General features: G+C 55.1%; 21 protein-coding genes and 9 pseudogenes. 16 read left to right on the top strand and 14 right to left on the bottom strand.

The window, feature by feature from the left end:
• Positions 1-154, bottom strand: a pseudogene (locus ACBR42_RS15340) (hydrolase); the annotation flags it as partial.
• A 108-nt stretch (positions 155-262) separates the two neighbouring features.
• Here ACBR42_RS15340 and ACBR42_RS15335 point away from each other — a divergent pair.
• Positions 263-922, top strand: a complete 660-nt coding sequence (locus ACBR42_RS15335) for a TetR/AcrR family transcriptional regulator (protein WP_371208576.1) — start codon at positions 263-265, stop codon at positions 920-922.
• Positions 923-1,100: 178 nt separating this feature from the next.
• Here the strand turns inward: ACBR42_RS15335 and ACBR42_RS15330 are convergent, their stop codons facing one another.
• Together ACBR42_RS15330 and ACBR42_RS15325 are read right to left on the bottom strand one after the other, a co-directional pair.
• On the bottom strand, positions 1,101-1,913 hold the full coding sequence (locus ACBR42_RS15330; RefSeq protein ID WP_371208575.1) for an alpha/beta hydrolase: 813 nt from the start codon (positions 1,911-1,913) through the stop codon (positions 1,101-1,103).
• 183 nt (positions 1,914-2,096) lie between these two features.
• Complete coding sequence (locus ACBR42_RS15325; RefSeq protein ID WP_062105826.1) at positions 2,097-2,990, bottom strand: LysR family transcriptional regulator; 894 nt, start codon at positions 2,988-2,990, stop codon at positions 2,097-2,099.
• Between the two features lie 149 nt (positions 2,991-3,139).
• On the opposite strand from ACBR42_RS15325, the gene ACBR42_RS15320 reads away from it, so the two are divergent.
• Together ACBR42_RS15320 and ACBR42_RS15315 are read left to right on the top strand one after the other, a co-directional pair.
• Entirely contained in the window at positions 3,140-4,123 is a 984-nt protein-coding gene (locus ACBR42_RS15320) for an aldo/keto reductase (RefSeq protein WP_371208574.1), read from the top strand.
• A 23-nt stretch (positions 4,124-4,146) separates the two neighbouring features.
• A complete protein-coding gene (locus tag ACBR42_RS15315; protein ID WP_371208573.1) occupies positions 4,147-5,007 on the top strand; it encodes an aldo/keto reductase in 861 nt (286 codons plus the stop codon).
• A gap of 522 nt (positions 5,008-5,529) precedes the next feature.
• On the opposite strand, the pseudogene ACBR42_RS15310 reads toward ACBR42_RS15315, so the two are convergent.
• A pseudogene (locus tag ACBR42_RS15310) lies at positions 5,530-6,217 on the bottom strand (transposase); the annotation flags it as partial.
• On the opposite strand from ACBR42_RS15310, the pseudogene ACBR42_RS15305 reads away from it, so the two are divergent.
• From ACBR42_RS15305 to ACBR42_RS15290, 4 genes and pseudogenes are all read left to right on the top strand, one after another.
• Positions 6,215-7,407, top strand: a pseudogene (locus ACBR42_RS15305) (type II restriction endonuclease); the annotation flags it as partial. The pseudogenes ACBR42_RS15310 and ACBR42_RS15305 overlap by 3 nt on opposite strands.
• Before the next feature lie 248 nt (positions 7,408-7,655).
• Positions 7,656-8,336 (top strand): annotated as a pseudogene (locus ACBR42_RS15300) (IS3 family transposase); the annotation flags it as partial.
• Positions 8,337-8,539: 203 nt separating this feature from the next.
• Positions 8,540-8,947, top strand: a complete 408-nt coding sequence (locus ACBR42_RS15295; RefSeq protein ID WP_007396112.1) for a response regulator — start codon at positions 8,540-8,542, stop codon at positions 8,945-8,947.
• 39 nt (positions 8,948-8,986) lie between these two features.
• Positions 8,987-9,414 (top strand): annotated as a pseudogene (locus ACBR42_RS15290) (transposase); the annotation flags it as partial.
• A 129-nt stretch (positions 9,415-9,543) separates the two neighbouring features.
• On the opposite strand, the pseudogene ACBR42_RS15285 reads toward ACBR42_RS15290, so the two are convergent.
• Positions 9,544-9,748, bottom strand: a pseudogene (locus tag ACBR42_RS15285) (transposase); the annotation flags it as partial.
• 468 nt (positions 9,749-10,216) lie between these two features.
• On the opposite strand from ACBR42_RS15285, the gene ACBR42_RS15280 reads away from it, so the two are divergent.
• Positions 10,217-11,647 (top strand): chloride channel protein, encoded by a 1,431-nt coding sequence (locus tag ACBR42_RS15280; RefSeq protein WP_371208572.1) that lies wholly within the window; start codon positions 10,217-10,219, stop codon positions 11,645-11,647.
• A gap of 155 nt (positions 11,648-11,802) precedes the next feature.
• Here ACBR42_RS15280 and ACBR42_RS15275 read toward each other — a convergent pair.
• The 3 genes and pseudogenes from ACBR42_RS15275 to ACBR42_RS15265 form a co-directional block, all read right to left on the bottom strand.
• Positions 11,803-12,117: pseudogene (locus ACBR42_RS15275) on the bottom strand (transposase); the annotation flags it as partial.
• Between the two features lie 46 nt (positions 12,118-12,163).
• Positions 12,164-12,280: pseudogene (locus ACBR42_RS15270) on the bottom strand (IS5/IS1182 family transposase); the annotation flags it as partial.
• A 149-nt stretch (positions 12,281-12,429) separates the two neighbouring features.
• On the bottom strand, positions 12,430-12,699 hold the full coding sequence (locus ACBR42_RS15265; protein WP_371208571.1) for a hypothetical protein: 270 nt from the start codon (positions 12,697-12,699) through the stop codon (positions 12,430-12,432).
• 684 nt (positions 12,700-13,383) lie between these two features.
• Between ACBR42_RS15265 and ACBR42_RS15260 the strand changes: the two are divergent.
• A pseudogene (locus ACBR42_RS15260) lies at positions 13,384-13,514 on the top strand (transposase); the annotation flags it as partial.
• Positions 13,511-13,690, top strand: coding sequence for a hypothetical protein (locus ACBR42_RS15255; protein WP_371208579.1), 180 nt, complete (start codon positions 13,511-13,513; stop codon positions 13,688-13,690). The pseudogene ACBR42_RS15260 and the gene ACBR42_RS15255, both read left to right, overlap by 4 nt.
• 776 nt (positions 13,691-14,466) lie before the next feature.
• Here the strand turns inward: ACBR42_RS15255 and ACBR42_RS15250 are convergent.
• Positions 14,467-14,697, bottom strand: coding sequence for a HigA family addiction module antitoxin (locus tag ACBR42_RS15250; RefSeq protein ID WP_371208578.1), 231 nt, complete (start codon positions 14,695-14,697; stop codon positions 14,467-14,469).
• 97 nt (positions 14,698-14,794) lie between these two features.
• On the opposite strand from ACBR42_RS15250, the gene ACBR42_RS15245 reads away from it, so the two are divergent.
• Positions 14,795-15,981 (top strand): IS3 family transposase gene (locus tag ACBR42_RS15245; protein ID WP_371208570.1). Its coding sequence is split into 2 segments (ribosomal slippage): positions 14,795-15,065 and positions 15,065-15,981, totalling 1,188 coding nucleotides; the frame shifts between segments, so codons are not numbered across the junction.
• Positions 15,982-16,271: 290 nt separating this feature from the next.
• The gene (locus ACBR42_RS15240) at positions 16,272-16,673 is read left to right on the top strand and encodes a VOC family protein (protein ID WP_371208569.1); all 402 of its coding nucleotides are present in this window, start codon (positions 16,272-16,274) and stop codon (positions 16,671-16,673) included.
• Positions 16,674-16,807: 134 nt separating this feature from the next.
• Here ACBR42_RS15240 and ACBR42_RS15235 read toward each other — a convergent pair whose 3' ends face one another.
• Together ACBR42_RS15235 and ACBR42_RS15230 are read right to left on the bottom strand one after the other, a co-directional pair.
• Positions 16,808-17,524: an SDR family NAD(P)-dependent oxidoreductase gene (locus ACBR42_RS15235; RefSeq protein WP_102326135.1), complete on the bottom strand. Its 717-nt coding sequence runs from the start codon at positions 17,522-17,524 to the stop codon at positions 16,808-16,810.
• Between the two features lie 41 nt (positions 17,525-17,565).
• A complete protein-coding gene (locus ACBR42_RS15230; protein WP_371208568.1) occupies positions 17,566-18,420 on the bottom strand; it encodes an SDR family NAD(P)-dependent oxidoreductase in 855 nt (284 codons plus the stop codon).
• Between the two features lie 108 nt (positions 18,421-18,528).
• On the opposite strand from ACBR42_RS15230, the gene ACBR42_RS15225 reads away from it, so the two are divergent.
• Together ACBR42_RS15225 and ACBR42_RS15220 are read left to right on the top strand one after the other, a co-directional pair.
• Positions 18,529-19,137 carry a TetR/AcrR family transcriptional regulator gene (locus tag ACBR42_RS15225; RefSeq protein WP_371208567.1) on the top strand — a complete coding sequence of 203 codons (609 nt, stop codon included), beginning with the start codon at positions 18,529-18,531 and terminating at the stop codon, positions 19,135-19,137.
• 33 nt (positions 19,138-19,170) lie between these two features.
• Positions 19,171-20,256, top strand: coding sequence for an alkene reductase (locus ACBR42_RS15220; protein WP_371208577.1), 1,086 nt, complete (start codon positions 19,171-19,173; stop codon positions 20,254-20,256).
• A gap of 197 nt (positions 20,257-20,453) precedes the next feature.
• Here ACBR42_RS15220 and ACBR42_RS15215 read toward each other — a convergent pair whose 3' ends face one another.
• On the bottom strand, positions 20,454-20,984 hold the full coding sequence (locus tag ACBR42_RS15215) for a hypothetical protein (protein WP_371208566.1): 531 nt from the start codon (positions 20,982-20,984) through the stop codon (positions 20,454-20,456).
• Between the two features lie 189 nt (positions 20,985-21,173).
• On the opposite strand from ACBR42_RS15215, the gene ACBR42_RS15210 reads away from it, so the two are divergent.
• Both ACBR42_RS15210 and ACBR42_RS15205 read left to right on the top strand, forming a co-directional pair.
• A complete protein-coding gene (locus ACBR42_RS15210) occupies positions 21,174-21,440 on the top strand; it encodes an AbrB/MazE/SpoVT family DNA-binding domain-containing protein (protein ID WP_007396132.1) in 267 nt (88 codons plus the stop codon).
• Complete coding sequence (locus ACBR42_RS15205) at positions 21,437-21,832, top strand: type II toxin-antitoxin system VapC family toxin (RefSeq protein WP_039998239.1); 396 nt, start codon at positions 21,437-21,439, stop codon at positions 21,830-21,832. The genes ACBR42_RS15210 and ACBR42_RS15205 overlap by 4 nt, the downstream gene beginning before the upstream one ends.
• An 81-nt stretch (positions 21,833-21,913) precedes the next feature.
• Here the strand turns inward: ACBR42_RS15205 and ACBR42_RS15200 are convergent, their stop codons facing one another.
• Together ACBR42_RS15200 and ACBR42_RS15195 are read right to left on the bottom strand one after the other, a co-directional pair.
• Positions 21,914-22,300, bottom strand: coding sequence for a type II toxin-antitoxin system VapC family toxin (locus ACBR42_RS15200; RefSeq protein ID WP_371208565.1), 387 nt, complete (start codon positions 22,298-22,300; stop codon positions 21,914-21,916).
• A gap of 23 nt (positions 22,301-22,323) precedes the next feature.
• Positions 22,324-22,608, bottom strand: coding sequence for an antitoxin (locus tag ACBR42_RS15195; RefSeq protein ID WP_371208564.1), 285 nt, complete (start codon positions 22,606-22,608; stop codon positions 22,324-22,326).
• Between the last annotated feature and the right edge of the window lie 475 nt (positions 22,609-23,083).

The following is a 23,083-nucleotide window of genomic DNA, read 5'->3' as shown; positions in this document are numbered from 1 at the left end:
TGACGGGAGCACCGGCGGCCCGGAAACGCGCCGCGAGTTCTTTCGATCGTTCGACGATCGTGGCCCCCGGTATCGGGGCCAAAGGCAGTCCCGTGATTCCCTTCTGGAGATCGATCAGGACGAGGGCTGTCCGGGTGGGCCGAAGTGAAATCATGGCGTGAGCTTCCCTGTTGACGTTCGCGCGACTGTCCCGAAGCGTTGTCCAGACCGCACGGAACCGTTAGAAGTTGAGCAGATACTCAAACAGGAGCATTATTTGAGGATGGACTCAAATACGTCAAGAGCAAAACGGACACCTCTTCAGCCGCTACGCTTGGCCGGACGCCAGCGCGTCGAGGAACTGCTCGCGGCTGCGTCCGACCTGATGGCGGAACGCGGTTACGAGGCGACGACCATGGCGGAGATCGCCGCGCGCGCCGGGGCGAAGATCGGCTCGCTCTATCGCTTCTTTCCGAACAAGGAGGCTGTGGCGGACGCTCTGGTGCAGCGGCATATCGCCATTCTGGAAGACGAATACGCAGCACTTGCCAAACGTGCGGCCACGCATTCGCCGGAAGCGTTGGCGGATATCCTGATCGAACTGCTTGTCACGCTTCATCCGCGTGTGAAATCGCTGTCCGCCCTGATGGAGGCGCGGACTGACAAGATGGAGATCCGCGACCGCGCGCGAGGTCATGCCGTGGCCGGAATTGCGGCGGCGCTGCGCGTGTGTGCGCCGGGACTGGATGAGGCGCTGGCGAAAGACATCGCGGCGGTCGTTCTGAACACCATGAAAGTCTTGCGCGGCATGCTCGCGAACGACGCGCCCACGACGTCGGGCGCGCCCGATGAGTTGCGGCGGATGAACCGACTTTATCTTTCCGACAGGCTGGTGCCGTTCCGGCGCGGTTCAGACAGCGCAACGGATGGAAAGACACGCTAAATGCGAACCGGAGACGAAGCCACACTCTCCCGGTGTGATGCGTCCTTCGACTGACGGCGCGAGAGATCGGCCGCACTTGCGAAGTGCGAGATGCGCAGCGGCGGCTTCCGCCCTCATCTCAGACATAGGGTGCTCCCCACACACATCCCGATAGCGGACATGATTGCTTCAAAGCCGATCAGCCGCCGTGCTCGTGAAGCCAGTTCGCGATCGCGCCGACGACCTCATTTTCAATGCCGTAATAGCCATGTGGTGAGAGCGAGCCGCAGGCTTTCGCTGACCGTTCTACGCCTCCCCTGACTGTGAGCACGCGCGCGTCTGGCGATCGCGTCATGCTTGCGACGATGCGAGGCGCCATCTCGGGAGGAGCCACGTCGCAGGCGTCATCGCGGTTGGCTACTACCAAAGCAGGAACCCGCACGGCCGACGGGTCGGCGTCGAACACAGTCTCGGTGCTCAGCCGACCCGGCATGGAAACGGATTCGGTAAGCACTAAGCCCGCGATCGAGTCCGCCTGGGATCGGGCGGCGCCATTCATCGCCGCGATGGTTCCCTGACTCGTGCCGATCAGGAACACGGGCACTTGGATGTGGCTATGGGCATATGCGACCAGATCGTCAACCAACTTGCCATACGCCGGGGAACTGCGCGCACCCCTCAAGTTTGCCTGGGCGATGGTGTCAGGAATCAGCACGGCATAGCCCCTCGCGACCCAATCCTCTCGTGTGCGCACGACGAAATTATCATCGTGGAGTAGGTCGCCATTACGTTGCACACCGACCTTGCCGGTGCCGCCTGGCAGCATGATTAATGTCGCCCGCGGTCGGGCCGGAGCAAGGTAGAGGATGCGCTGGGTCAGCCCATTTTCAAATGAAAGATCCAACACCCACTCGTGGCCCCCAGATTCCCGCCACGAAGATTGCTCAGCCAACGCAGGGGTAATGAGTGCGATTATTGTTGTTACGGCGACAAGAATAGCGCTTTTCAGCATAGGCGGAGATCTTCCCAAGATAGGAACGCTAATATGATCGGCGCGTCCAGAACGCTCACGATCTCGTCCCCTCACGCCTTTTTCCCGGTCATTTGAGCGTTTATAGTGGTTGCCCGAAAGCGGACATTGTTACGCGAAGCGCGACAGACGGAACGAGGGACTGTCGCCTCTGACAAAGCTTATTCATCCCCTGTAACGCAAAGCATCCAGAACAAGGTTGAATGCTGGAGAGGGCTGACGCCTGCTTGGGTAATACAGATAATAGCCATCAAATGGCTCACACCACTCTTCAAGAATTCGCACCAGCCTTCCCGAAGAAAGGTGATTTTTGACATGGTCTTCGAGCATGAAAGCAATGCCATGTCCGGTGAGCGCGGCTTCCACAATCAGATTGATGTCGTTGAACACAAGCTGTCCTTGCGTTTTAACCCGGATCTCTTTGCCATCGCGCTCAAACTCCCAGGCATATAATCCACCGGAAGTCGGCAGGCGCAGATTAATGCAGTTATGTTGCGCAAGAGCATATGGGGTTTCCGGAACCCTCTTTCCACTCAGATATGATGGCGAGGCCACGGCGGCCATCCGAAGGCGTGGACTGACTGGCACCGCAATCATGTCCTGCTCCAGTCTTTCTCCAAGCCTGATTCCGGCGTCATATCGCTCAGCCACGATATCGACGAGACCTCCTTCAATATTGATTTCCACGTTGATGTCAGGATTTTCGGCTGTGAGACGATCAATAGCTGGCCAGAGCACCGTGTACGCCGCGTGAGAACTTGTCGTGATCCGGACAGTGCCTGCAGGACGGTCACGCAACTCGGTCAGTGCGGCAAGCTTCTGATCAATATCCTCCAAGGCAGGACGCAGTGTTTCGATAAGGCGTTCACCAGCCAGTGTAGGTGCGACACTCCTGGTTGTACGTGTAAGGAGCCGGAGGCCCAGTCTGGCTTCGAGTCGCCGAAGAGAATGACTGAGCGCAGATTGTGAAATGCCAAGTTTGCCCGCGGCCTTGGTGAAGCTGCCTTCATCAGCAACTGCCATGAACATGGCCAGACTTCCAAGCTCTTCACGCCGCATTATGCTCAGGCCTCCCCGCGAGTTTCATGACTGAAAGTCATAGACCCAAGAAATTTACCCTGTCTAATCGATTGATGAGCGCGGTCTTATGATTTGCGTGGTCAGAGCCCTGGCAGACGCTCAGGAATGAACACGCGGGATCAAGAAACATGCAAAAACGTCTGTTGGGCCAGAGTGGTCTGGAAGTATCAGCGCTTGGCTTCGGCTGCATGGGCCTGAGCTATGGCTATGGCCCTGCCACCGATCGCAAGGATGCTATTGCCCTGATCCGCGCAGCATATGAGCGTGGGGTCACTTTCTTCGATACTGCCGAAGCTTATGGGCCAGACATCAATGAAGAAGTCGTTGGGGAAGCACTAGAGCCGGTTCGTAATCAGGTCGTGATTGCCACCAAATTTGGGTTCGTAAACGGCATGCCAGCACAGGGATTGGATAGTCGGCCAGAGCGTATTCGAGAGGTTGCGGATGCAGCCCTGAAGCGCCTGCGGACTGACAGAATTGATCTCTTTTACCAGCATCGCGTCGATCCGAATGTGCCGGTCGAAGATGTTGCCGGAACGGTGAAAGACCTTATTGCAGCGGGCAAGGTCAAGCATTTTGGCATGTCTGAAGCCGGAACGCATTCAATCCGTCGTGCACATGCCGTACAGCCAGTTGCAGCTCTCCAGAGTGAATATTCGATGTTCTGGCGCGAGCCGGAATTGGAAATTCTGCCGCTCCTTGAAGAACTGGGGATAGGCTTTGTGCCATTTGCGCCGCTTGGCAAAGGGTTTCTGACTGGAAAACTCGCCCCCAAGGTCGTGTTCGCCAAAGATGATTTCCGAAGCTCTGTTCCCCGTTTTCAAGCAGATGCGCTGGCCGCGAACCAGGCTCTTGTTGATCTTGTCAAAGCTATTGCATCTGAAAAATCCTGCACGCCTGCGCAGGTCGCCCTGGCGTGGCTTCTGGCGCAGAAGCCGTGGATTGTTCCTATTCCGGGTACGACCAAGCTTTCCCGCCTCGAAGAAAATCTGGGAGGAGCTGATGTCATTCTGACGCGTGATGATCTGGCCCGCATTGAGCCGGCCCTTAACGACATCACACTTCAAGGGGCCCGTTATCCCGCCTCATATCAAAAGCTTATCAATCGCTGAGCCTCAGCGCGGAGAGAACAGTCATGACAATCACCATTCCTGCAGTGACACTGAACAATGGCATCCAGATGCCCTCTCTTGGCTTCGGCGTGTTTCAGGTTCCTGACCCGGCCGAGTGCGAACGGAGTGTCCGGGACGCCATTGATGTCGGTTACAGGCTTCTCGATACCGCAACATCTTATGGCAACGAGGAAGCGGTCGGTCACTCGATCCGCAACCATGGGATCGGCCGCGGCGATTTGTTTGTAACCACTAAGCTCTGGATTGAAGATGCGAGCTATGAGGGAGCTAAGGCTGCTTTTGAGCGCTCGTTGAACAAACTCCAAACAGACTATCTCGATCTCTGGCTGATCCATCAACCATACGGAGACGTCTATGGGGCATGGCGCGCAATGGAAGAACTGTATCGTGCGGGCCGTATCCGGGCGATCGGTGTCAGCAACTTCTATTCTGACCGACTGGTGGATTTTGTACTGCACAACGAGGTCACGCCAGCGATCAATCAGATTGAACTCCATCCTTTTCACCAGCAGGACGATGCGTTGGAAATCCTGAAGCAATGTGATGTTCAGGCGGAAGCCTGGGGACCGTTTGCAGAGGGGCGAAACGGGCTGTTCTCTAATGACGTGCTGCAGTCAATTGCGCAGAAGCATGGCAAAACCATCGCTCAGGTTGTGCTGCGTTGGTTGAATCAGCGCGGGATTGTTGCAATCCCCAAGTCAGTGCGCAAAGAGCGTATGGCTGAGAACTTCGCAATTTTCGATTTTGCGTTGGATGATACTGATCTCAGAGCGATTGCCGTGCTCGATCAGAAAGCCAGTAGTTTCTTCGATCATCGCGATCCGGAGAAAGTCCGCTGGCTGGGGACAAGAAGTTTAGGGTGAAAGGTCTCTTCTCAGGGTTGTCTGTGTGCATTGAGATTGTTGCGGATCTTATTGAAATCGAGTGGATATTTTTCGATCCATGCGAGTTAAAGGGGATGTCCGAGTATCGGCAATTTTGCTCATAACCGGACATTCTTCTTACCGCATTCGCCGATCGTAAGCTGACTGACAGGAATCCTGAAGGTTTCGGGCGCCGCGAGGCGTACGAAAGTCTGGGAAGACCGAACCCGCGACACCGGGACTCAGTTATGAGGAATTTGCAACTGGCGCCACCCGGGGGAGAGGCTGAGCCGGAGCATACAGGTGCGTTTGTGGAACTGGAACGGGTTTTTGTGACCGGATCTGCATGATGCGATGACAGAACTGGCAGTGTAGGCAGCGATTTTCCCGGGTTTTCCAGTGATGCGTACAGGAGATACGGTTTGTCGGAGCGATGCCACTCCGATATCGGGATCGGTCATGCTGTAATCTCTGCGGGCTGTCATGGTGATCCCCCGGTCGGATCAGTCGCCCGTGGTGGCCCTTGGGGCTGGCACCATCGGGGAAGGATTGGATGACGACCATCGGACCACCACAGCATGGGCACGGCGGTGGCGTGGCCGGTTCGGCTTCCGGGACTTCTGGCGCTGGTGTGGATATGACCTTGAGCAGTTCCCGCACCCGGGCGAGGCTGGCCTTGCGGCTGGAACTGGCCAGCAGGCCATAATGGCGGATGCGATGAAATCCCCGTGGCAGGACATGCAGCATGAAGCGGCGGATGAACTCATCCGTGGCGAGTGTCATGACCTGCTGCTGGTGGGCCGTGTCCCGCCGGTAGTTCTTGTAGCGGAACGTCACGCCGTTTTCGCTGAACGCCAGGAGGCGGCGGTTTGAGATGGCGACACGGTCGGTATAGCGCGACAGGTAGGCCAGCACTGCTTTAGGACCGGCAAAAGGCGGTTTGGCGTAGACGACCCAGCGCGTGCTGCGCACAGGAGCAAGATACCGCATAAAGGCACGGCGGTCTGCCAGAGGGGGCAAGCTGCCCCCGAAAGGCCAGCCGGTCGGCATCGAAAAGTGCGCGCAGCCGGGTCAGGAACAGGCGGCGGAACAGTTTGCCCAGCACGCGAACGGGCAGCAGGAAGGCAGGGCGTGACGAGATCCAGCGCCGACCATCGGACGAGAGACCGCCACCCGGCACGATCATGTGCACATGGGGATGGTGGGTCAGCGGCTCAAGAACTTTCGCTCTATCCGCCGCGGCCTGCAGCAGGTCGTCGCCGAGATTGCCGATGGCACATTCGGGGTCGCCTATCGTGGCTCATCCCTGGAAACGGTTGTTCATTCGATTGCTGAGCAGCGCCAGATTTTCAAGGGTGCGGATCATGCATTCCTGTGGAAGCCGAAGCTACGCATTCCTGATATCTATGAAAATCCTGCAAACCAGAAAGCATTCGGGCAGCTTCTCGATACCTGCCTGTGTTGCAATACCGAAGAGCACGTGGTCTCGGCCATCCACGCGATCGATGCCCGGAAGATAAAAGGGCTGGGACCAGCCGTCGCCAATCTGCTGTATTTCCTGCATCCGACGATCATGCCGCCTTTCAATACGGCGATCGTGAACGGCTATAACGCCTTGACCGGATCAAAGGTGAAGTTGGGCCGATGGGAGGAATATCTTGCCATGCGGCAGGGCATTCTGAAGCTGAATGCGACCTATCGTTCGCTGCTGTCCAATGATCTGGGCGCTATCGGAGGACTGCTGTTTGATCTCGGAAGCGGACGCTATACAGCGCCACCTCTCGAGGATAACGAAACAGCGCGGAAACTTTGGGAAGCCGATCTTCACCAGGTGAGGGAGCAGAGCGTAAAAGAGGCCCGGATACTGGCAGCGGAGCGGGAAACGGATCATACCCATACCGAGATTCAGGGCTGGCTTCGCGATCTGGGCCATTCTCTGGGTTACGATGTCTGGATTGCGGCCAATGATCGCAGTCGTCCATGGCAGGGCGGTAAATTGGGGGATGGCTGCCTGTCGGTGTTGCCGGGGTTCACGACGGAAACGCAGGGAGCGGAATCCGTGCGCCTGATCGATGTCCTGTGGCTGGACCGGGACAACCACAGGATTGTTGCTGCATTCGAAGTCGAGCATTCAACGACAATCTATTCCGGTATCGTGCGGATGCTGGATCCTGCTCTCGGGTCAGAGGCGCAGGCTCTGGAGGGCCTGTTTCTTGTCGCGCCCGACAAACGGGAGAGTGACGTCCATGAACAATTACGGCGGCCGGCCTTCAGCAGGATTGCTGATCTGAAAGTCCGGTATTTGCCTTATGGGGCGCTGGAGAAGGATCGCGCAGCTATCGCCCGCTTTGGTCACGGACTGTGAAGCCTGTCCAGGCGATTTCGCATGCTTTGACACCGATCTGTTGCTGTTATCGGCATAAGAGCAAAGATGCTAAACTTTTCTTAGACTTCAGGGAGAGCCCATTATCATCGTCGGGTTTGCAACGATGATAATCCGGAAAGACGGTGATGGCAGACCCCACTCATAGTCCCGAAACACAGCAAGCAGTGACGATCTAGCCGCCTAGCGGCCTCACTGCACTCTCCCTCCTGTCCATCCTGACAGGTGTCGTTGTCGGAGCAGTCTGTGGAACATTCCGGCTGTTAAGCTGCACGATGATCTGCTCAATCAGGGCGAGATCTGCTGTCCGAACCGCGTGGCGCGCCTGACAAAACTGGCTGGCATCAAAGCGCAGATTGGCTACAGGCGGCGGCCAGGTAGCCATAGTGGCAGGCCATCTCTGGTCATCGACAACACGCTGGCCCGGCAGTTTGATGTCGAGGCACCCGACAGGGTGTGGGTCACAGACATCACCTACATCCGCACCATGGAAGGGTTTGCCTACCTTGCAGTCGTACTCGACCTCTATTCGCGTCATGTGGTGGGCTAGTCGATGCAGAGCCGCCAGACCTCGGATGTGGTACTGCAGGCGCTCCATATGGCCATCTGGCGACGAAAGCCCAAAAGCCGGGTGCTGATCCACTCCGATCAGAGCAGTCAGTTCACCAGCATGGACTGGACTGCCTTCATACGGGCTCACAATCTGGAACACTCGATGAGCCGCCGCGGCAATTGCCACGATAATGCTGTAGCGGAAAGTTTTTTCTCATCGCTCAAGTGCGAGCGCATCCGGCGTCGAACTTACAAAACGCGCCAGGAAGTCCGGCAGGACGTGTTTGACTACATCGAAATGTTCTATAACCCGGTGCGCAAGCACGTCAGGAACGGGATGCTGTCACCCGTGCAGTTCGAAAAACAGCAGATTTTGAATGCTCAAGGCGTCTAGAAAACTAGGGGCTATTCAATCGGTGAAACGGATGGTTTTGACACCCAATTCGTAAACCCAATCAAAAGTTTAGGCGATACCCGCCGCCCAATCTCGACCCAGAACGTGAATAAGATAGGCTAGAAGCTATTCACATTCTTATCGAAATATCAAAGAAAATGGCGTCGTAGCTTGATCCTCAGACATGGATTTGCGTTGGCTAAATGAGTGTTGATCTGGGGAATATGATGAAAGGCCCAAAAATGCCGATGGCTCTGATTGCAGAGGACTGCTCTCTGGTTCGCGTGGATTTGGAAAATATTCTACAGGATGCAGGATACGACGTGTATCAGGTTGGTACGGGAGAAGATGCGCTTGCGGTTTTAGATCTCCGCGGAAATGATTTTCAGGTGCTGATCACAGATGTACAGATGCCGCCAGGCAAACTATCCGGGTTTGATCTGGCAAAGACGTGCGCTCACACATGGACACACATTTCCATTGTCGTGGTCTCTGGGACGAAAAGCCCAGAAGCAGAGACCTTACCAGATAACATCGCATTTCTCAGCAAGCCATTTTCTGCTGATCGCGTGTATGAAACATTGGAAAATCTAGGGACTGTTAGATCTTGAATGACAGAACGGACTGCATAGCTGTTTATGACGAGCATGATGCAGTCTGTCTTGTCTGATACCGCATGGTCCGTCTGGGAGCCTTTGATCGAAGAAGTCCGCCCGAAGGGCAAGACCCCGCCGAAGAACCTTCGACGGACGATATCCGCGATTTTCTGGTGCCATCAGAACGGCGCGAAATGGCGCGCCCTTCCGCCTGAGTTTGGACCCTGGTGGATTGCCGCGCAACTGTTCATTCGCTGGTGGAAGCTCGGAGTATGGCAGCGCCTCTGTGAAAAGATCAGAGACAGGGATCAGGCCCTCGGCATGGTCTTCTTTATCGATGGCACGACGATCCGTGCCTATCACAAGGCGGCCGGGGCGGCTAAAAAAGGGGACACAAAGAAGGCCGAACGAATCGTGTAGCTCTTGTCCGCTCACGTGGAGTATTTGGCACCAAGGTCTGCGTAGCAGCTGACGGCCAGGGGGACTATCCTGAATTTTTGTGTGGTGCCACTTTTTTTACGCCATTGGGAAGCGATTTTCGAACATGATGACGAGTTGACTTCTGACGGCATGTCATTTGCGCACCGAGCGCTTCCACTCGAAGGGGTAGCATCGAGCGTCAGGTAAATCAATTTCGCTGCTGCCTCGTCACTTGGGAAGTGACCGCGGGTGCGAACAGCACGACGGATCTTCGAGTTCAAGGCCTCGATGGCATTCGTGGTGTAAATGAGCCTGCGCACCTTCGGGCGGGTAATCGAGGAATGGGATGACCTCATTCCAGGCCCTGCGCCAGCTTTATGCGATTGCCGGGTATTGCGTGGCCAGAGCGCTTTCCTCGAGCTCCGCGAAGGCAGCAATCGACGTCATCTCAGCCCATTCCGAACCGTAATCGGCCAGATGCTCCCCAACCATACGGGCCGCACGCTCTCTTACCTCAGGCGAAAATCTCTGGCTCATCGTGTTCATCATAGCCCCTTCTCACAGATAGGAGCCTCCGGGAAACCCGGGATGCTTCAATTCCTGCGAAATGACGCAATGGGGCGGTCGCCTGCCCAAAATGAGCTTACCGGTACCGGCATCTCGTTGAGAACCTCTGGGCTCGCCTCAAGGAGTGGTGCGCTGTCGCACCCAGATACGAAAAACAGCAACGTCGTTCCTCGCGGTCATACACATCGCTGCCGCTACAGACTGGATCAAGATCCAACAGGCCCTAGACAAATCTGGCACGATATTCTTATTCCAGTTTTCCAGTCGTCGTCATGAGGACCGAGGAAACTGCTTATAATGCTATGGACGTTATCTGTGCCTGATATTCCTTATGCTCCTGTGAAACCAACTGCTCATCACAAGAACAGGATCCAGCATCTCAGACGAACAGCGCGCGCCAGGACAACACGCTGGCGCAGAATGAGTCTTTACTGGATCGGCGCTGTTCTTGTGGGGCTGACAGCCGTTTTATTCGCCCGACTGGGTGATCAGTGCGCGGAACTGCGGACGCGCTTCGTGACGTGGCATCCCTGGGCCATGCTTGTTCTCGCACCTGCAGGCTTCGCCTTCATTACGTGGATGACGCGAACACTTTTCAAAGGGTCACAGGGGTCAGGAATTCCCCAGTCGATCGCCACCCTCCACATGGGAAACTACGACGTTGTTGACCGTATTCTCACGCTGCGGATTGCTGCCGGGAAAATCATTCTGACCTGCCTTGGACTTGTCTGCGGTGCATCCGTCGGACGTGAGGGTCCCAGCGTACAGATCGGGGCGTCGATCATGCATGGCTTTTCCCGACTGCTTGGGCAATCTAATATCGCTTCCAAGCGCAGCATGATTCTGGCGGGAGGCGCTGCTGGAATGGCAGCGGCTTTCAATACGCCTTTGGCTGGAATTGTCTTTGCTATTGAGGAGCTTTCTCACTCTTTTGAGCAGAAAGCCTCAGGTCGCACATTGACGATTGTTGTAATCTCAGGTGTCACCGCTATCACCCTTATGGGGAACTATACCTATTTTGGTCATGCCGACGTCAACATTCCGGTTGGGACAGCGTGGATCGCCGTTTTCGTCTGCGGCATTATCGGGGGGCTGGCTGGGGGAAGCTTTGCCTCACTCGTCATCAGGGCCTCCAGGGGCTTACCAGGCTCTGTGGGCCGACTGGCGAAACAGCGTCCGATCATGTTCTCAGCACTGTGCGGGCTTCTGACCGCCGTGATTGGCCTGATCTCTAAAGGCAGCACTTACGGAACGGGTTATGTGCAGGCTCAGGCAATTTTTGCAGGGACCGACCACTACCCCGCTTCGTTCTTTATCCTGAAGTATCTCTCAATGCTGGTCTCGTACTGTTCGGGAATTCCAGGCGGAATGTTTGCACCATCTCTTGCAATCGGAGCGGGCATCGGCGGATGGATCGAGCAGTTTCTGCCGCACACGACCCCCGGTGCAGTCGTGCTGTTGGGGACAGTCGCCTATTTCTGCGGTGTTGCTCAATCGCCCTTAACGGCAACGATCATTGTCATGGAAATCTGCGATAACCAGCAGGTGACGCTTGCACTTCTGGCAACCGCTTTTCTGGCGTTCGGTGTCTCAAGGATTGTCTGCCCTCAACCTCTTTATACCGCCTTGGCCGACAGATTTCTGGAAACCGTGGACAAACCCGCCGCACGACCAAAGCCCATGCCCACGAGACAGGACACTGCCCCTGAGGAGAAGTTACCGATCTAAGCTTGAGAGTCGGGTGGAGGGGAACGGTTTTCGGACGACCGATTCCATCGTGTGTCCTTGTACGATGATCGTGAATACCAAGACGGCGTAACAAACTGGCAACAGCAACGGGACTGTCAGGAATTTCGTGTAAGAGGCGTTGTTCACATTGTTGATCAGACGGTGGCACGAGCGAAGCGGTCACCAAAGAGAATGGCAAACTGGGCCTTTGTCATGGACCATTCCCCTGAGGGCATGATCCATTCTTTTTCGGCCCGGTTCAGGGCCAGACAGAGGAGTTTGAGGACCGCGTCGTCATTGGCTAAATGTCCTCTGACCCAGACGGCCCGCCTGAACTTTGCGTTCAGGGCCTCTATGGCATTGGTCGTATAGACCAATTTCCTACCTTCGGTGGGGGAGGCATAGAAGGGAATGACCTCCTCCCAGGCCTGCTTCCAGGATTAGACGATCGCCTCGTATTTCCGGCCCCAGGAGCTTTCGGCTAATGCGAACAGGGGCAGTTTTGCCGGCTTCTGACGGATGACCACCTTTGCTTCCATCCGTATAGGCCAGTGCTTTATCCAGGTCAGCACGAAAAATTTCGAAATCTACAGTCCAAGAAAACGCTTCGATTCAATCACCAAGCCCGCTCAGCCGAACAAGCCGATCTTCAACATCAAAGAAACCAGGCTACTTCATCATCTATCATTCCAATCAACTCCGAAGAAATGGAATCACACAGAACAGTTCAGAGCCAATGAATTTTTTGAATCCGCCACTTTCAGATCTGGCTCTAAAAAATATTATGCGTTCCCTTCTAGATGGGATTTTTTCAACATTTCCGTTTCCATTAATTCTGAAAACTTCTTAGTTCCGGATTTTGCTATTTCGTTACCTATTTCAGCGAGTTTTTCTTTCATCCATGGTTTTTCTTTGAACAAAGAAAAACATATAGCGTAAGCCGCACCAGCTAAATATAAATCTAAATCATCTATATTTCGGTTTTCAAGAAAACATTGGTGAGCCACTTGCTCACCAATATAAGAAGTATTTATTTTTACTCTTATTTCCATAACAACCCAATATAAATTTAATTCTTACAAAAGAATAATAAATTATGTTTTTTGTAAATTAAAAAAATTGAAATGCAGCTATAAAAGGGATAAGAAAGCCATATTATCATCTGTATGCGGTGTTCCTCCATAGCCCAAGAATCCGACAACATCCGTGCGAGAAAATTGCGCACAAAATGATAATATGACATACTCTCTCTGCAAGTAACGCAAACAAAAACTATTATTCTTTGAGAAACTCGAAAAATATTGGCATTATAGGCCATAGTGCTTGGAGCATTTCCAATTTGGCATCCTGATGTTAATTTTCATTGAGAACTGGGTTCTTCCGCAAAGTGTGTGGTGCGAGGACTTGTACTGAGGAGAAGAAACTGAGAAGTCCTGAAGATATGCAACTTCTGAGGATTTTTCTGTCGTGTCACGCTTCCGCTGCCTTGATCTTCCTCCCTCTCTCGTTGTTGATCTGGTCACGCCGAGTAACAATACGGTGCATATAGAAGCGATTTTGCGTGATCGCAGTACTGTCGGTTCCGACTGTCATATCCGGACGCAATGGATCCATAGTCTTTATCGCCGCACATTGTCCGAGCTGCCCTGGCAGAACGCCTGCGTTGCCCGGTCAGCGCAGACACTCTGATCCGCAGGCTTCTTTCCAGAATGTCAGGGAAGCCCCCTTCGCGGTCTCCCCGTGTTCTGGGTGTAGATGACTGGACCTGGCGTCGGGGGCATCATTACGGCACCATTCTGCTCGATCTGGAAAAAATGATGTGGTCAATCTGTTGCCAGACCGGCAGGCGGATACCCTTGCTGCATGGCCTATGTACAAGCTCTCGGTGAACTGACCGGCCTTTCGGGTATGGGGCGGTTCGAACAGGAAATCACCCACGGCACCGATATCCTGTATCGCCCGGTTGATGCGCCTGAAGTAATTACGGCTTACAGCAAATACACAGCAAACCTCCCCTATCTAAGTGATCCACAGCCTTTATAACTACATATTGACGCGCTGGTTGGGATTTTTTTCATGAGGTTCTCATTGGTGCATGGGAAGCATGCTTCGCGTGTGCGCATCTTACGTAGTTCGTCTTGAAGACGATCGACCTCATCCCGCAGAGCATGGATCACATCAAGAGCAATCCTATTGTTTTTAGCTGATACATCAATAGCCAGCGCTATGGCTTCGGAAGTCAAGGCTTCTTCGCGCGTCAAATAGAATGGAACGGCCCCGTGAGGTAAGCTGCATCTTGATTCCATACCATCACCCATAGTTTAGACATAATGTACATCAACCAGAAGGCGCAAATTAAGTTCCGATTCCAAAATGTATTTATAAATAACAATATATAACCGGAACGAATATATTAATTATACGCATTTGATAACGCACATTTTTTTGCGAGCTTATAGATTGTATTTTTTGTGCGGGATTGCCGATATCGACAACAATATCCATAAATATTTAATTTCGGGACGTTTCGTATTGTTTTATATTTAACTAAGTTTATACCTTTAAGGTGCAGCCCCAGCACTGATCGACCTTCTCTCATGAGGGCCGGGGCTGTAGCTCCCCCCCAGTATGTCAACCTGTGCTTTTCAAACTGGCAGGCACAGCTGCGGAGATGGGGGGGGCATTCTCTGATTTTCTACAGGACAGACGTGGCCTCTGGCGGCGATAATAGCAGTTTGCAGAAGCGAACGTTGCCATTTCCGGCGCAACCACCGAATCCTGCGGTCTTTTAACACAGTATCAGGCAGGCGCGTATGTTCTTACCGTGCGGCATGACGGTAAGAATCGACTGCCTGCAAGGTTGGAATGTTCGAAACGTCCACTGTTCGTGCCGCATGCCATTCATCATAAGCGGCCTGCATCCGGATCCAGAGACCGGGACCGTTCCCGAACAGTTTGCCCAATCGCACTCCCACTTCCGGGCTCACAGGCTTGCGCTCTGCTAGGATGTCATAGAAATGCTGTCGGGAAATGCCCAGAAACAGCCCAATTTCTGTCTTGCTCCGCCCAGTCGCAGGAATCAGAAGTGGTCCCCATTTTTCGGACAGGGCGATAAGCTATCATCTGGCCTGAACGAGGACGGGTTTTATGGGCAAGGTTACGCGGAAACGGTATGCGGCGGAGTTCAAGTCACGGGTTGCCCTGGAGGCGATCCGTGGCGAACTGACGCTGGCGGAGTTAGCGTCGAAACATGGCGTGCATCAGACGATGATCGCCCAATGGAAGCGCCAGGCGATCGAAGGCATGGCAAGCCTTTTTTCTGGTAAGTCAGTAACGGAACCTTCAGTCAGCCCTGCTGATGTAGAGAAACTGCATGCCAAGATCGGCCAGTTGCTGGTGGAACGGGATTTTTTGCGGGATGCCTCTGCTCGGTTGGGCGTGATCAGAGGCGGCAGATGATTGACCCGAAGCGAGCACGCCTGCCGATAATCCGGCAATGCACGCTGCTGCAACTCAACCGGTCGGGCGTCTACTATCGGCCTGTGCCACAGAGCGAGGCCAATCTGGAGCTGATGCGGCTGATCGACGCCCGGTTCCTGGAAACGCCCTATTATGGCTCACGGCAGATGACATGGCATCTGCGCCGCCTGGGACATGAAGTGGGCCGCAAGCGGGTCCGGCGGCTCATGGCGATCATGGGCCTGCGGGCGATCTACCAGAAGCCGCGCACGACCGTGCCCCATCCGGAGCATCGGAAATATCCATATCTGCTGCGGGATCTGGTCATCAATCGGCCTGACCAGGTCTGGTGTTCCGATATCACATATATTCCCATGAAACGGGGATTTCTCTATCTCGTGGCGATCATGGACTGGTTCACGCGCAAGGTCCTGTCCTGGCATCTGTCGAACACGATGGACGTGGAGTTCTGTATCGAGGCGCTACAGGATGCCCTCATACGCTATGGCGCCCCGGACATTTTCAATACTGACCAGGGGTCGCAATTTACGACACCCCGTTTCACCGGGATACTGGAAGAGCGTCAGATCCGCATCAGTATGGACGGGCGTGGGCGATGGCTGGATAACGTGTTCATCGAGCGTCTGTGGCGGTCGCTGAAATATGAATGCGTCTACCTGCACGCGTTCGAGACCGGATCGGAGCTACGGGCCGGGCTTGGCAGATGGATCGCCCACTATAACGAAAGGCGTCCGCATATGGCGCTGGCTGGACGTACGCCCGATGAGGCGTATCATGACGTGCCGACGCCATCTGGTCCGGGGTTAACCCCGGACCAGATGGCCAACAGCAACGCCGTCAGAAGGGCGGCATAACAACAACCGGGTATAGCTTATCAAGCCCACAAAACTGTCCGAACAGACGGGTCCACCTCTATGCCGCTTGACCGCTACTGCTGGCGTCAGCAAAGTCGATTTTGCCTAAAAAGACAGCGATGCAGGTATGGTGACAACCTGTGGTCTCTTCAGAGACAGTCACGCTTGAGCGAGTAAAACCGCTCTTGGCCATGGCCGGACACGACGAGGATAGGCCTCGTCCGTGGTCGGTCGTCGTTGTCCATGTTGCGACCGGCTCGTGTCCGTCTCACCAACGGAAAGACACAGTCATGAAGCTGAACCATATCAACCTCTACAGCCACGATACTGAGGCTGATCGTGCAATGCTCGAACAATATTTCGGTCTGCACACTCTCGTTGTGCGTGGCAGCAAAATGGCCATCATGCAGGACAATGATGGGCTGGTACTGATCATCAACCATTTTGAGAACAAGCTCGACGGCTTCGATTATCCCACGCAATTCGACATCCTGCACATTGGTTTCATCCAAAAGTCTCGCGAGGATGTCGATACTCTCTATAAGCGCCTAAGCACCGATGGCTGGGAGGTGCATGCTCCACGCAACGCACATGGCGCATGGTCCTTCTACTTTCGAGCGAAGGGTGGCTATTTCATCGAAGTGACTACATTAACGCCGGTTCACGCCGAAGAAGCGTATCAAGAAAACTAACAATAATGCCCAGCATGAGCGGTTGAATAACCTGAACTGTCCGCCTGATCTACGATGTGGGATCCGACAGGCAGCAACCGCCTCATGTTGGACATTTGAAAACAGCTAAGTTCACACTCCGAATGCCGACTGGTTCACCATTTCTCCAGAAATGGTCTGACTTCGACCTCGAAACTCCAGCCCCGGTGATCCTGTCGCGTCAGTTCATACGCGGTATGGGCGACAGCATCTGGTGACACCAGGCTCTCAACTGGCCTGTCCGGAACGTAGGCACGCGTCGCAGGAGTGTCGACGATGCCATCGATAATGATCAACGCGACATGGACCCCTTTCGGCCAGAGTTGCCGCGCCATGGATTCCGCCAGGCTCCGCTGCGCTGCCTTGGCTGGCGCGAACGCTGCCATCTGCGCTCCACCCCGGCGCGACGCCGTCGCTCCGATAAACAGGATATGACCTGTTCCTCGAGCGATCATTTCCGGAATGACGGCCTGGCTGCAGAGCAGGCCACCGAGTGCGTTGACCCGCCACGATGCCTCGAACTGTTCCGCCGTTACCGTCTCGATATCGGCGAAAATCGCCGACCCGGCATTGAAGACCAGAACGTCAATCGCTCCCAGATCCGACCGGATCCGAGAAAATACTGAGGAAACCTCACTGGAATCACTGACGTCGCAACCATAACCGACGGCCTGGGGGATTTTCTTGGCCAGTTCCTGCGTCTTTTCTGCATTGCGACCGAGTAGAGCTAAAACATATCCCGCGTCGGCAAAGCGACGTGCGATGGCCTGACCGTTTCCCGGACCCGCGCCTGCGATCACGGCGATCGGTCGGCGTTCAAACGATGTCGACATCCTGCCTCTCCTTTCCGTTCTGGCGAAACAGCCGTTACCCGTTACCCGACGAAGCTGACACCGGCCTTGGCAGCCAGTCCTTCCGATGCACCGACATAACGCTCGGCATAGGCCCCGGTCATGCCGTCGGATGGGAGAATTGCCTGCGCTTTGCGGTTGAAGAATGCCCCGCTTCGGTGATCCAGATCAGGGGAAAACAGCAGAGGCAGGATGCGCGCCGCGTAGTCGCCAGCACTCGGAGCCAGCTTGCCGATCAGCCATTCCATGATCCGGTGCTTGAGGCTGTCCGCGCCCATCAGGTTGCTGCGGATGCTCGATTTGATCAGGCCAGGATTAAGACCGAACACGTCCAGATCTGGATAGCGATGGGCGGATTCCACGACCAGCGCCTCGTTGCCCGCAACCGTATTCATATGGGCCGTCATCACCTTATAGACCCGCTCCGAATTCAGATCGTCCGGTGTGCCGAGTTGGCCAGTGCCCGGATATCCCATGAGGAACACGCGTGCCCGCGCCGCACCTTCACCGCGTTGCGTTCCCAGCCGGGGGGCAAGGTTACGCAGCATTACCAGACGGTTCAGGTAGCTGACCGCCATGTCGCGCTCGATCCCCTCAGCTGTCACCTGACGTTTCGGCGCTGCGAAGATGCCGGTCGTAAAGAGCAGCAGGTCAGCCTGTTCCGCGGGCAATTCCCGTGCCACCCGTTCCGCGTCTTTCAGCAGGCTGAGATCAGCCTGCACGAACGAGAGATTGGCAACATCCGCGTCACGGAACGTCTGTCCAACAACGGTCACCTGCGCCCCTCGTCCCGCAAGCGCCCGGCTGATGGCACGGCCCAGTCCGCCTGTTCCACCAACAACGATGACTTTTCTCCCTTTCAGGGAGCCTGGATCCACATTGTGCCATTTCAGGCTATGATCCTGTTTCATAGTTTGGATACCCCTTGCTTTCTTTCTAGACAGAAAGATATAGTGCCGGGGTGAATCGTCAAGTCGGAATCAGGAATGAAAATCGGACGCCCAAAAGAAGTCTCGGACGAACACATCGTAGCCATTGCCCGTCGCTGCTTTTTAGAACGTGGGGGGAGCATCTCGGCTGCGGACATCGCACGGGAGATCGGTGTCAGTCATACGACCCTTTTCAACCGCTTCGGTTCGAAGCAGGGCCTTATGCTGGCAGCGTTGGGCGCGCCAAAGGACATCCACTGGATTGGAACACTTGAGGCCGGTCCCGATAACCGGCCAATTCGGGAGCAGCTTGTCGAGATAGCCTGCACAATTGCGGCTTTTTTCGAAGACCTGCATGCCGGATTTACGGTGCTTCAGGCCAGTGGCATCGCCACCGATGCCTTGTGTTCAGGGGAAGACCCGGAGCAATCGGCGCCTGCGCGTGCCTTCCGCGCCCTGACTGAATGGATCGGACGAGCGCAGGATCAGAAGCAGCTGGCGCAATGCGATGCACAGGTTCTTGCGTCCACACTTCTCGGGGTTCTGCACAACCGGGCTTTTTCCAACCGCATCTGCGGTGAACCGGGTTCTGACAAGGCAACGGACGAACGTCATGTTGCCGACGTAATCACCCTGCTCTGGGACGGGATCAGTCCGGTGCCCTAGCAGGTTTTTCCATCAGGCATCGCGTTGCTGAAAGTGCTCGATGCCGAACTAGGACAGATGACTATGACGGATATCTGGCAGCCGATTACCTTGGGCCGGGCCACCCTGCCCAACCGTTTCGTAATGGCCCCCATGACCCGCAGCCGGGCACAATATGACGGCACACCGGGGCTTCTTGCCGCCGAGTATTATGCTCAACGCGCCAGTGTCGGCCTGATCGTGGCCGAGGGAACTCAACCATCCGACGATGGGCAAGGCTATCTGATGACACCGGGCATCTATACCGATGCCCATATTGCCGGCTGGAAAACGGTGACATCCGCCGTTCATGCGAAGGGCGGCCATATCTATATCCAGTTGATGCACGCGGGCCGCATGTCCCATCCGGACAACACCCCGCATCATCGGCAGGGTGTTGCTCCCTCGGCAATCGCCCCGGGCACGGGTATGTTCACGGCCACCGGCATGCAGGATATTCCGACGCCGCGCGCCCTGAGCATCGAGGAAATCCGCCAGACGGTTCAGGACTTCCGACACGCCGCCAAGTGCGCGATCGAAGCCGGAGCAGATGGTGTTGAGATCCATGGTGCCAACGCCTATCTGATTCAACAGTTCTTTGCTCCAAGCGCCAATACACGCACCGATGAATATGGCGGATCGATCGAAAACCGTGCGCGTTTCGCAATCGAGGTCGCCACAGCTATTGCCGAGGAAATCGGCGCCGATCGGACGGCCATCCGCTTCTCACCAGGCACCAGCCTGTGGGGAATCGACGAGGGCGCAGAGGGGCCGGACCTGTACCGCTACCTGATTGGTGAACTGGATAAACTCCATCTGTCGTATGTTCACATCATGCATCAGGGCAATGAACAGCTTCTGTCCGATATCCGGCAACTCTGGACAGGCAAGCTGATCCTGAACCGTCCTGGTCGGTCGCGCGAAGATATCGGGAAAGACGTGGCCAGCGGCCTCGCCGACATGGAAGCTTACGGCCAGATGATCCTCGCCAATCCGGATTTTCTGGCACGCCTGAAGGCAGATGCCCCGCTGAACGAGGCTGACCGGAACACGTTCTTCGGTGGAACCGAAAGGGGCTACACCGACTATCTTTCTCTTTAATGACGAACGACGTCTCTCAATGTCTAATTGTGGACATTGAGAGACTAAAAGCCGACCGACAACAATCCCCCCTTGCCGCCATATTTACGATATGGGTGTTTGCGGCACCTGAATTATACTTATCGCGTGCAATAGAGTTGAGACGGGTCGGATTAGCCATCCGGTGGGGCATCAGACCGTCAGGAGCAGCACCCACGTTATTCGGACCGGGACATAATAATGGTGGCCACCTGCCCACCAACTACCGGTACGTCAACTGCCTTTTTCTGTCGTCGTGCAAGGATAAGCGCGGTTTCATATCTTGCGTGGCGAAGCACAGGCTTACGGATATTTCGACCGTCCTCTTTGATCGGCACCAATCTCGTCAGACGTGTTGTCTCGTTCCGGACCTTCACCAGCACTCGCCCGCCCGGCAGCGGAGACGCATTGTAGACAGTCGTTTCGCCGATCAGAACCGGAGCAGCAGCATCATGTGCGCCGGCTGATTTCGTGTCATTCTCAATGGAAACGTCCCGACTGTCGGCCACGATGAAGAAGTCGGTTGCTCCCCATCTGGCGATCGGGTTCATCTCACTGATCGACACCAGATTGTCATCAGAGGTCGTCGATGTGGACAACAACTTTGACACCGGGTCCGCCGCGTTGGCGGGCGTCCACATGGTCGCGGCTGTGGCGACGACTGCAAGCACCGCCAGAGAAAGCAAACAACGCATCATCAAGTCCTTCATTAAGATCCGGATGAACCGGGCGTTTTCGTTGGAATCAAAGCATCCGAAGATCCCTATCGCCTGTTATGAGGCCACGGCGTGTGGGTGCGTCATCGGATCTGCCGGCGCGGCGCATGACGCTCCTGTATGAAACGCCTTGATAGTAAGGCTTCAATGCCTTACAATTTAATCCAAAGAGAGGAGGGTTCCATGGCATCGTTAACTGTCACTGCAAAAGGCCAGGTCACGCTCAAGCGCGAACTTCTTGAACATCTTGGTATCCAGCCCGGGCAGCGAGTGGATTTTGAAAAACTGCCCGGCGGTGAGGTGCGCGTACGTGCCGCGCGCCCAGCGGGCAGCATCGACAATTTCCTGCATGTCCTCGACGGCAAGGTGAAACTGAAGAAACCGCTTACGATTGACGAGATGAATACGATCGCCGCGACTGGCTGGGCTGGCGAACTGGCCGACAAGTGAAGATCATTGCTGATACGAACGTGCTGGCGCGTGCCATCCTTCAGGACGACGCAGTCCAGTGCCGGGCTGCACGAAAGGTACTGACTGATGCTTCCCTGATTGCCGTATCACTGCCTTCGCTGTGCGAGTTGGTATGGATACTCCGCCAGGGAGCAAAACTGCCAAAGAACGACGTCGCCACTGCCATTCGCGCATTACTCGGCACGAGCAATGTGATGATGAACCGTCCTGCAGTCGAGGCCGGTCTGGCGCTTCTGGAAGCGGGGGGTGACTTCGCCGATGGCGTTATTGCTCACGAAGGTGTCTGGCTAGGCGGTGAAACATTCGTCTCGTTCGATAAAAAGGCCGTTTCCCTACTGAAAAAGCAGGGAGAAAAGACACGGTTACTGTAACCAGGAGCGGATCATGCCCTCCACGGGCCCCCTGATCATGTGATCGCACCATACGAATAAACCTTGATGTCCAGTTGCTGTTCATGCTGTCCAGTCTTCGGTCTTCAAATGAGCAATCTTGCGAAAGTCGGCATCATTAGTGACAAGCGTGGCATTCAGATCTAGCGCGTGAGCCGCGATAAGCAGATCAAGAGCGCCCACTACTTTGCCGGAGGATTCCAGCGAAGCGCGAAGATCGCCATAGGCGTGGGCCGTAGATGATTCCCATGGCTCCACAGTTACACGTTGGAGAAACTCGCCCACTATTCGTTGAAGCCGTGTCGCCTGCGGGCGCTTAGCAATGCCGAAACGCAATTCTCCTTCCGTGACGACGGAGATGCATACGTTTGCCATAGGCACATGAGAAAGGCGTTCCAATGCTCTGTGGTGCCCCTTGAGAATGTGACTCACGGTGTTGGTGTCAAGCATATAGGACATAGCCAGATCTGCGCTCAGCTCGATACGTCGGCAAACGGATCGCGATCATCCTGTGCCTCGGCGCGTTCAGAAGCATTGAGGAAATCATCTGGCACACCGCCTTCCCTGATTGCTGCCAGGAGGCCGTCCCAACTCTCTGGTCGGCGCGACAGGATGACATCTCCAGAAGTCTCATCCCGACGGATAAAGACTTCCGTGCCTTCGAAGCGGAAAGCGGCCGGCAAGCGAACCGCCTGGCTTCGGCCATTATTAAAGATTTTTGCGACCTGCGTCATCACACCCTCTATGATAGGTGACATGGTATATATCATACTGGCATACGGCATGGTATATATCAAGTGTTATGTGATCTGGTTCTGCCGCAATCACTTTTCACAAGTGAAGAGGATCCCGGTGTCATGAGATCCGGAAGTGGACATCAGGTCGGAGAAGAATGAGGTCCAGCACCCACAAACGATTAGCGCACATTGCATCGGGCGATACAGCCAATGGAGAAGGAGACATTCTATGCCTGATGCGAAAGAGACCAGACCGCACTCATGGGCGATCCATTGCTGCTCTGCCCCCACGCTGGCGCAGATACGGGGTGAGAGTGAAGATCACATCACTCGGGAATGGGACGCATTTATCCAGCGTGCGACGGATTTGAGTAACGCGCGAAAGTTGGTGATGCCCTGAGGGGCGGCATATCATGGCGGTGTTCAGACGCCGTCAATTCTCAACCGAGAAAGGGATATGCCACATGTCGGAGACTACCATCAGCACGCTGCCCGA

Source organism: Komagataeibacter sp. SM21 (genome assembly GCF_041402665.1).
Classification (GTDB): Bacteria; Pseudomonadota; Alphaproteobacteria; order Acetobacterales; family Acetobacteraceae; genus Komagataeibacter; species Komagataeibacter saccharivorans.
This window is presented reverse-complemented; position numbering and strand designations above follow the sequence as displayed.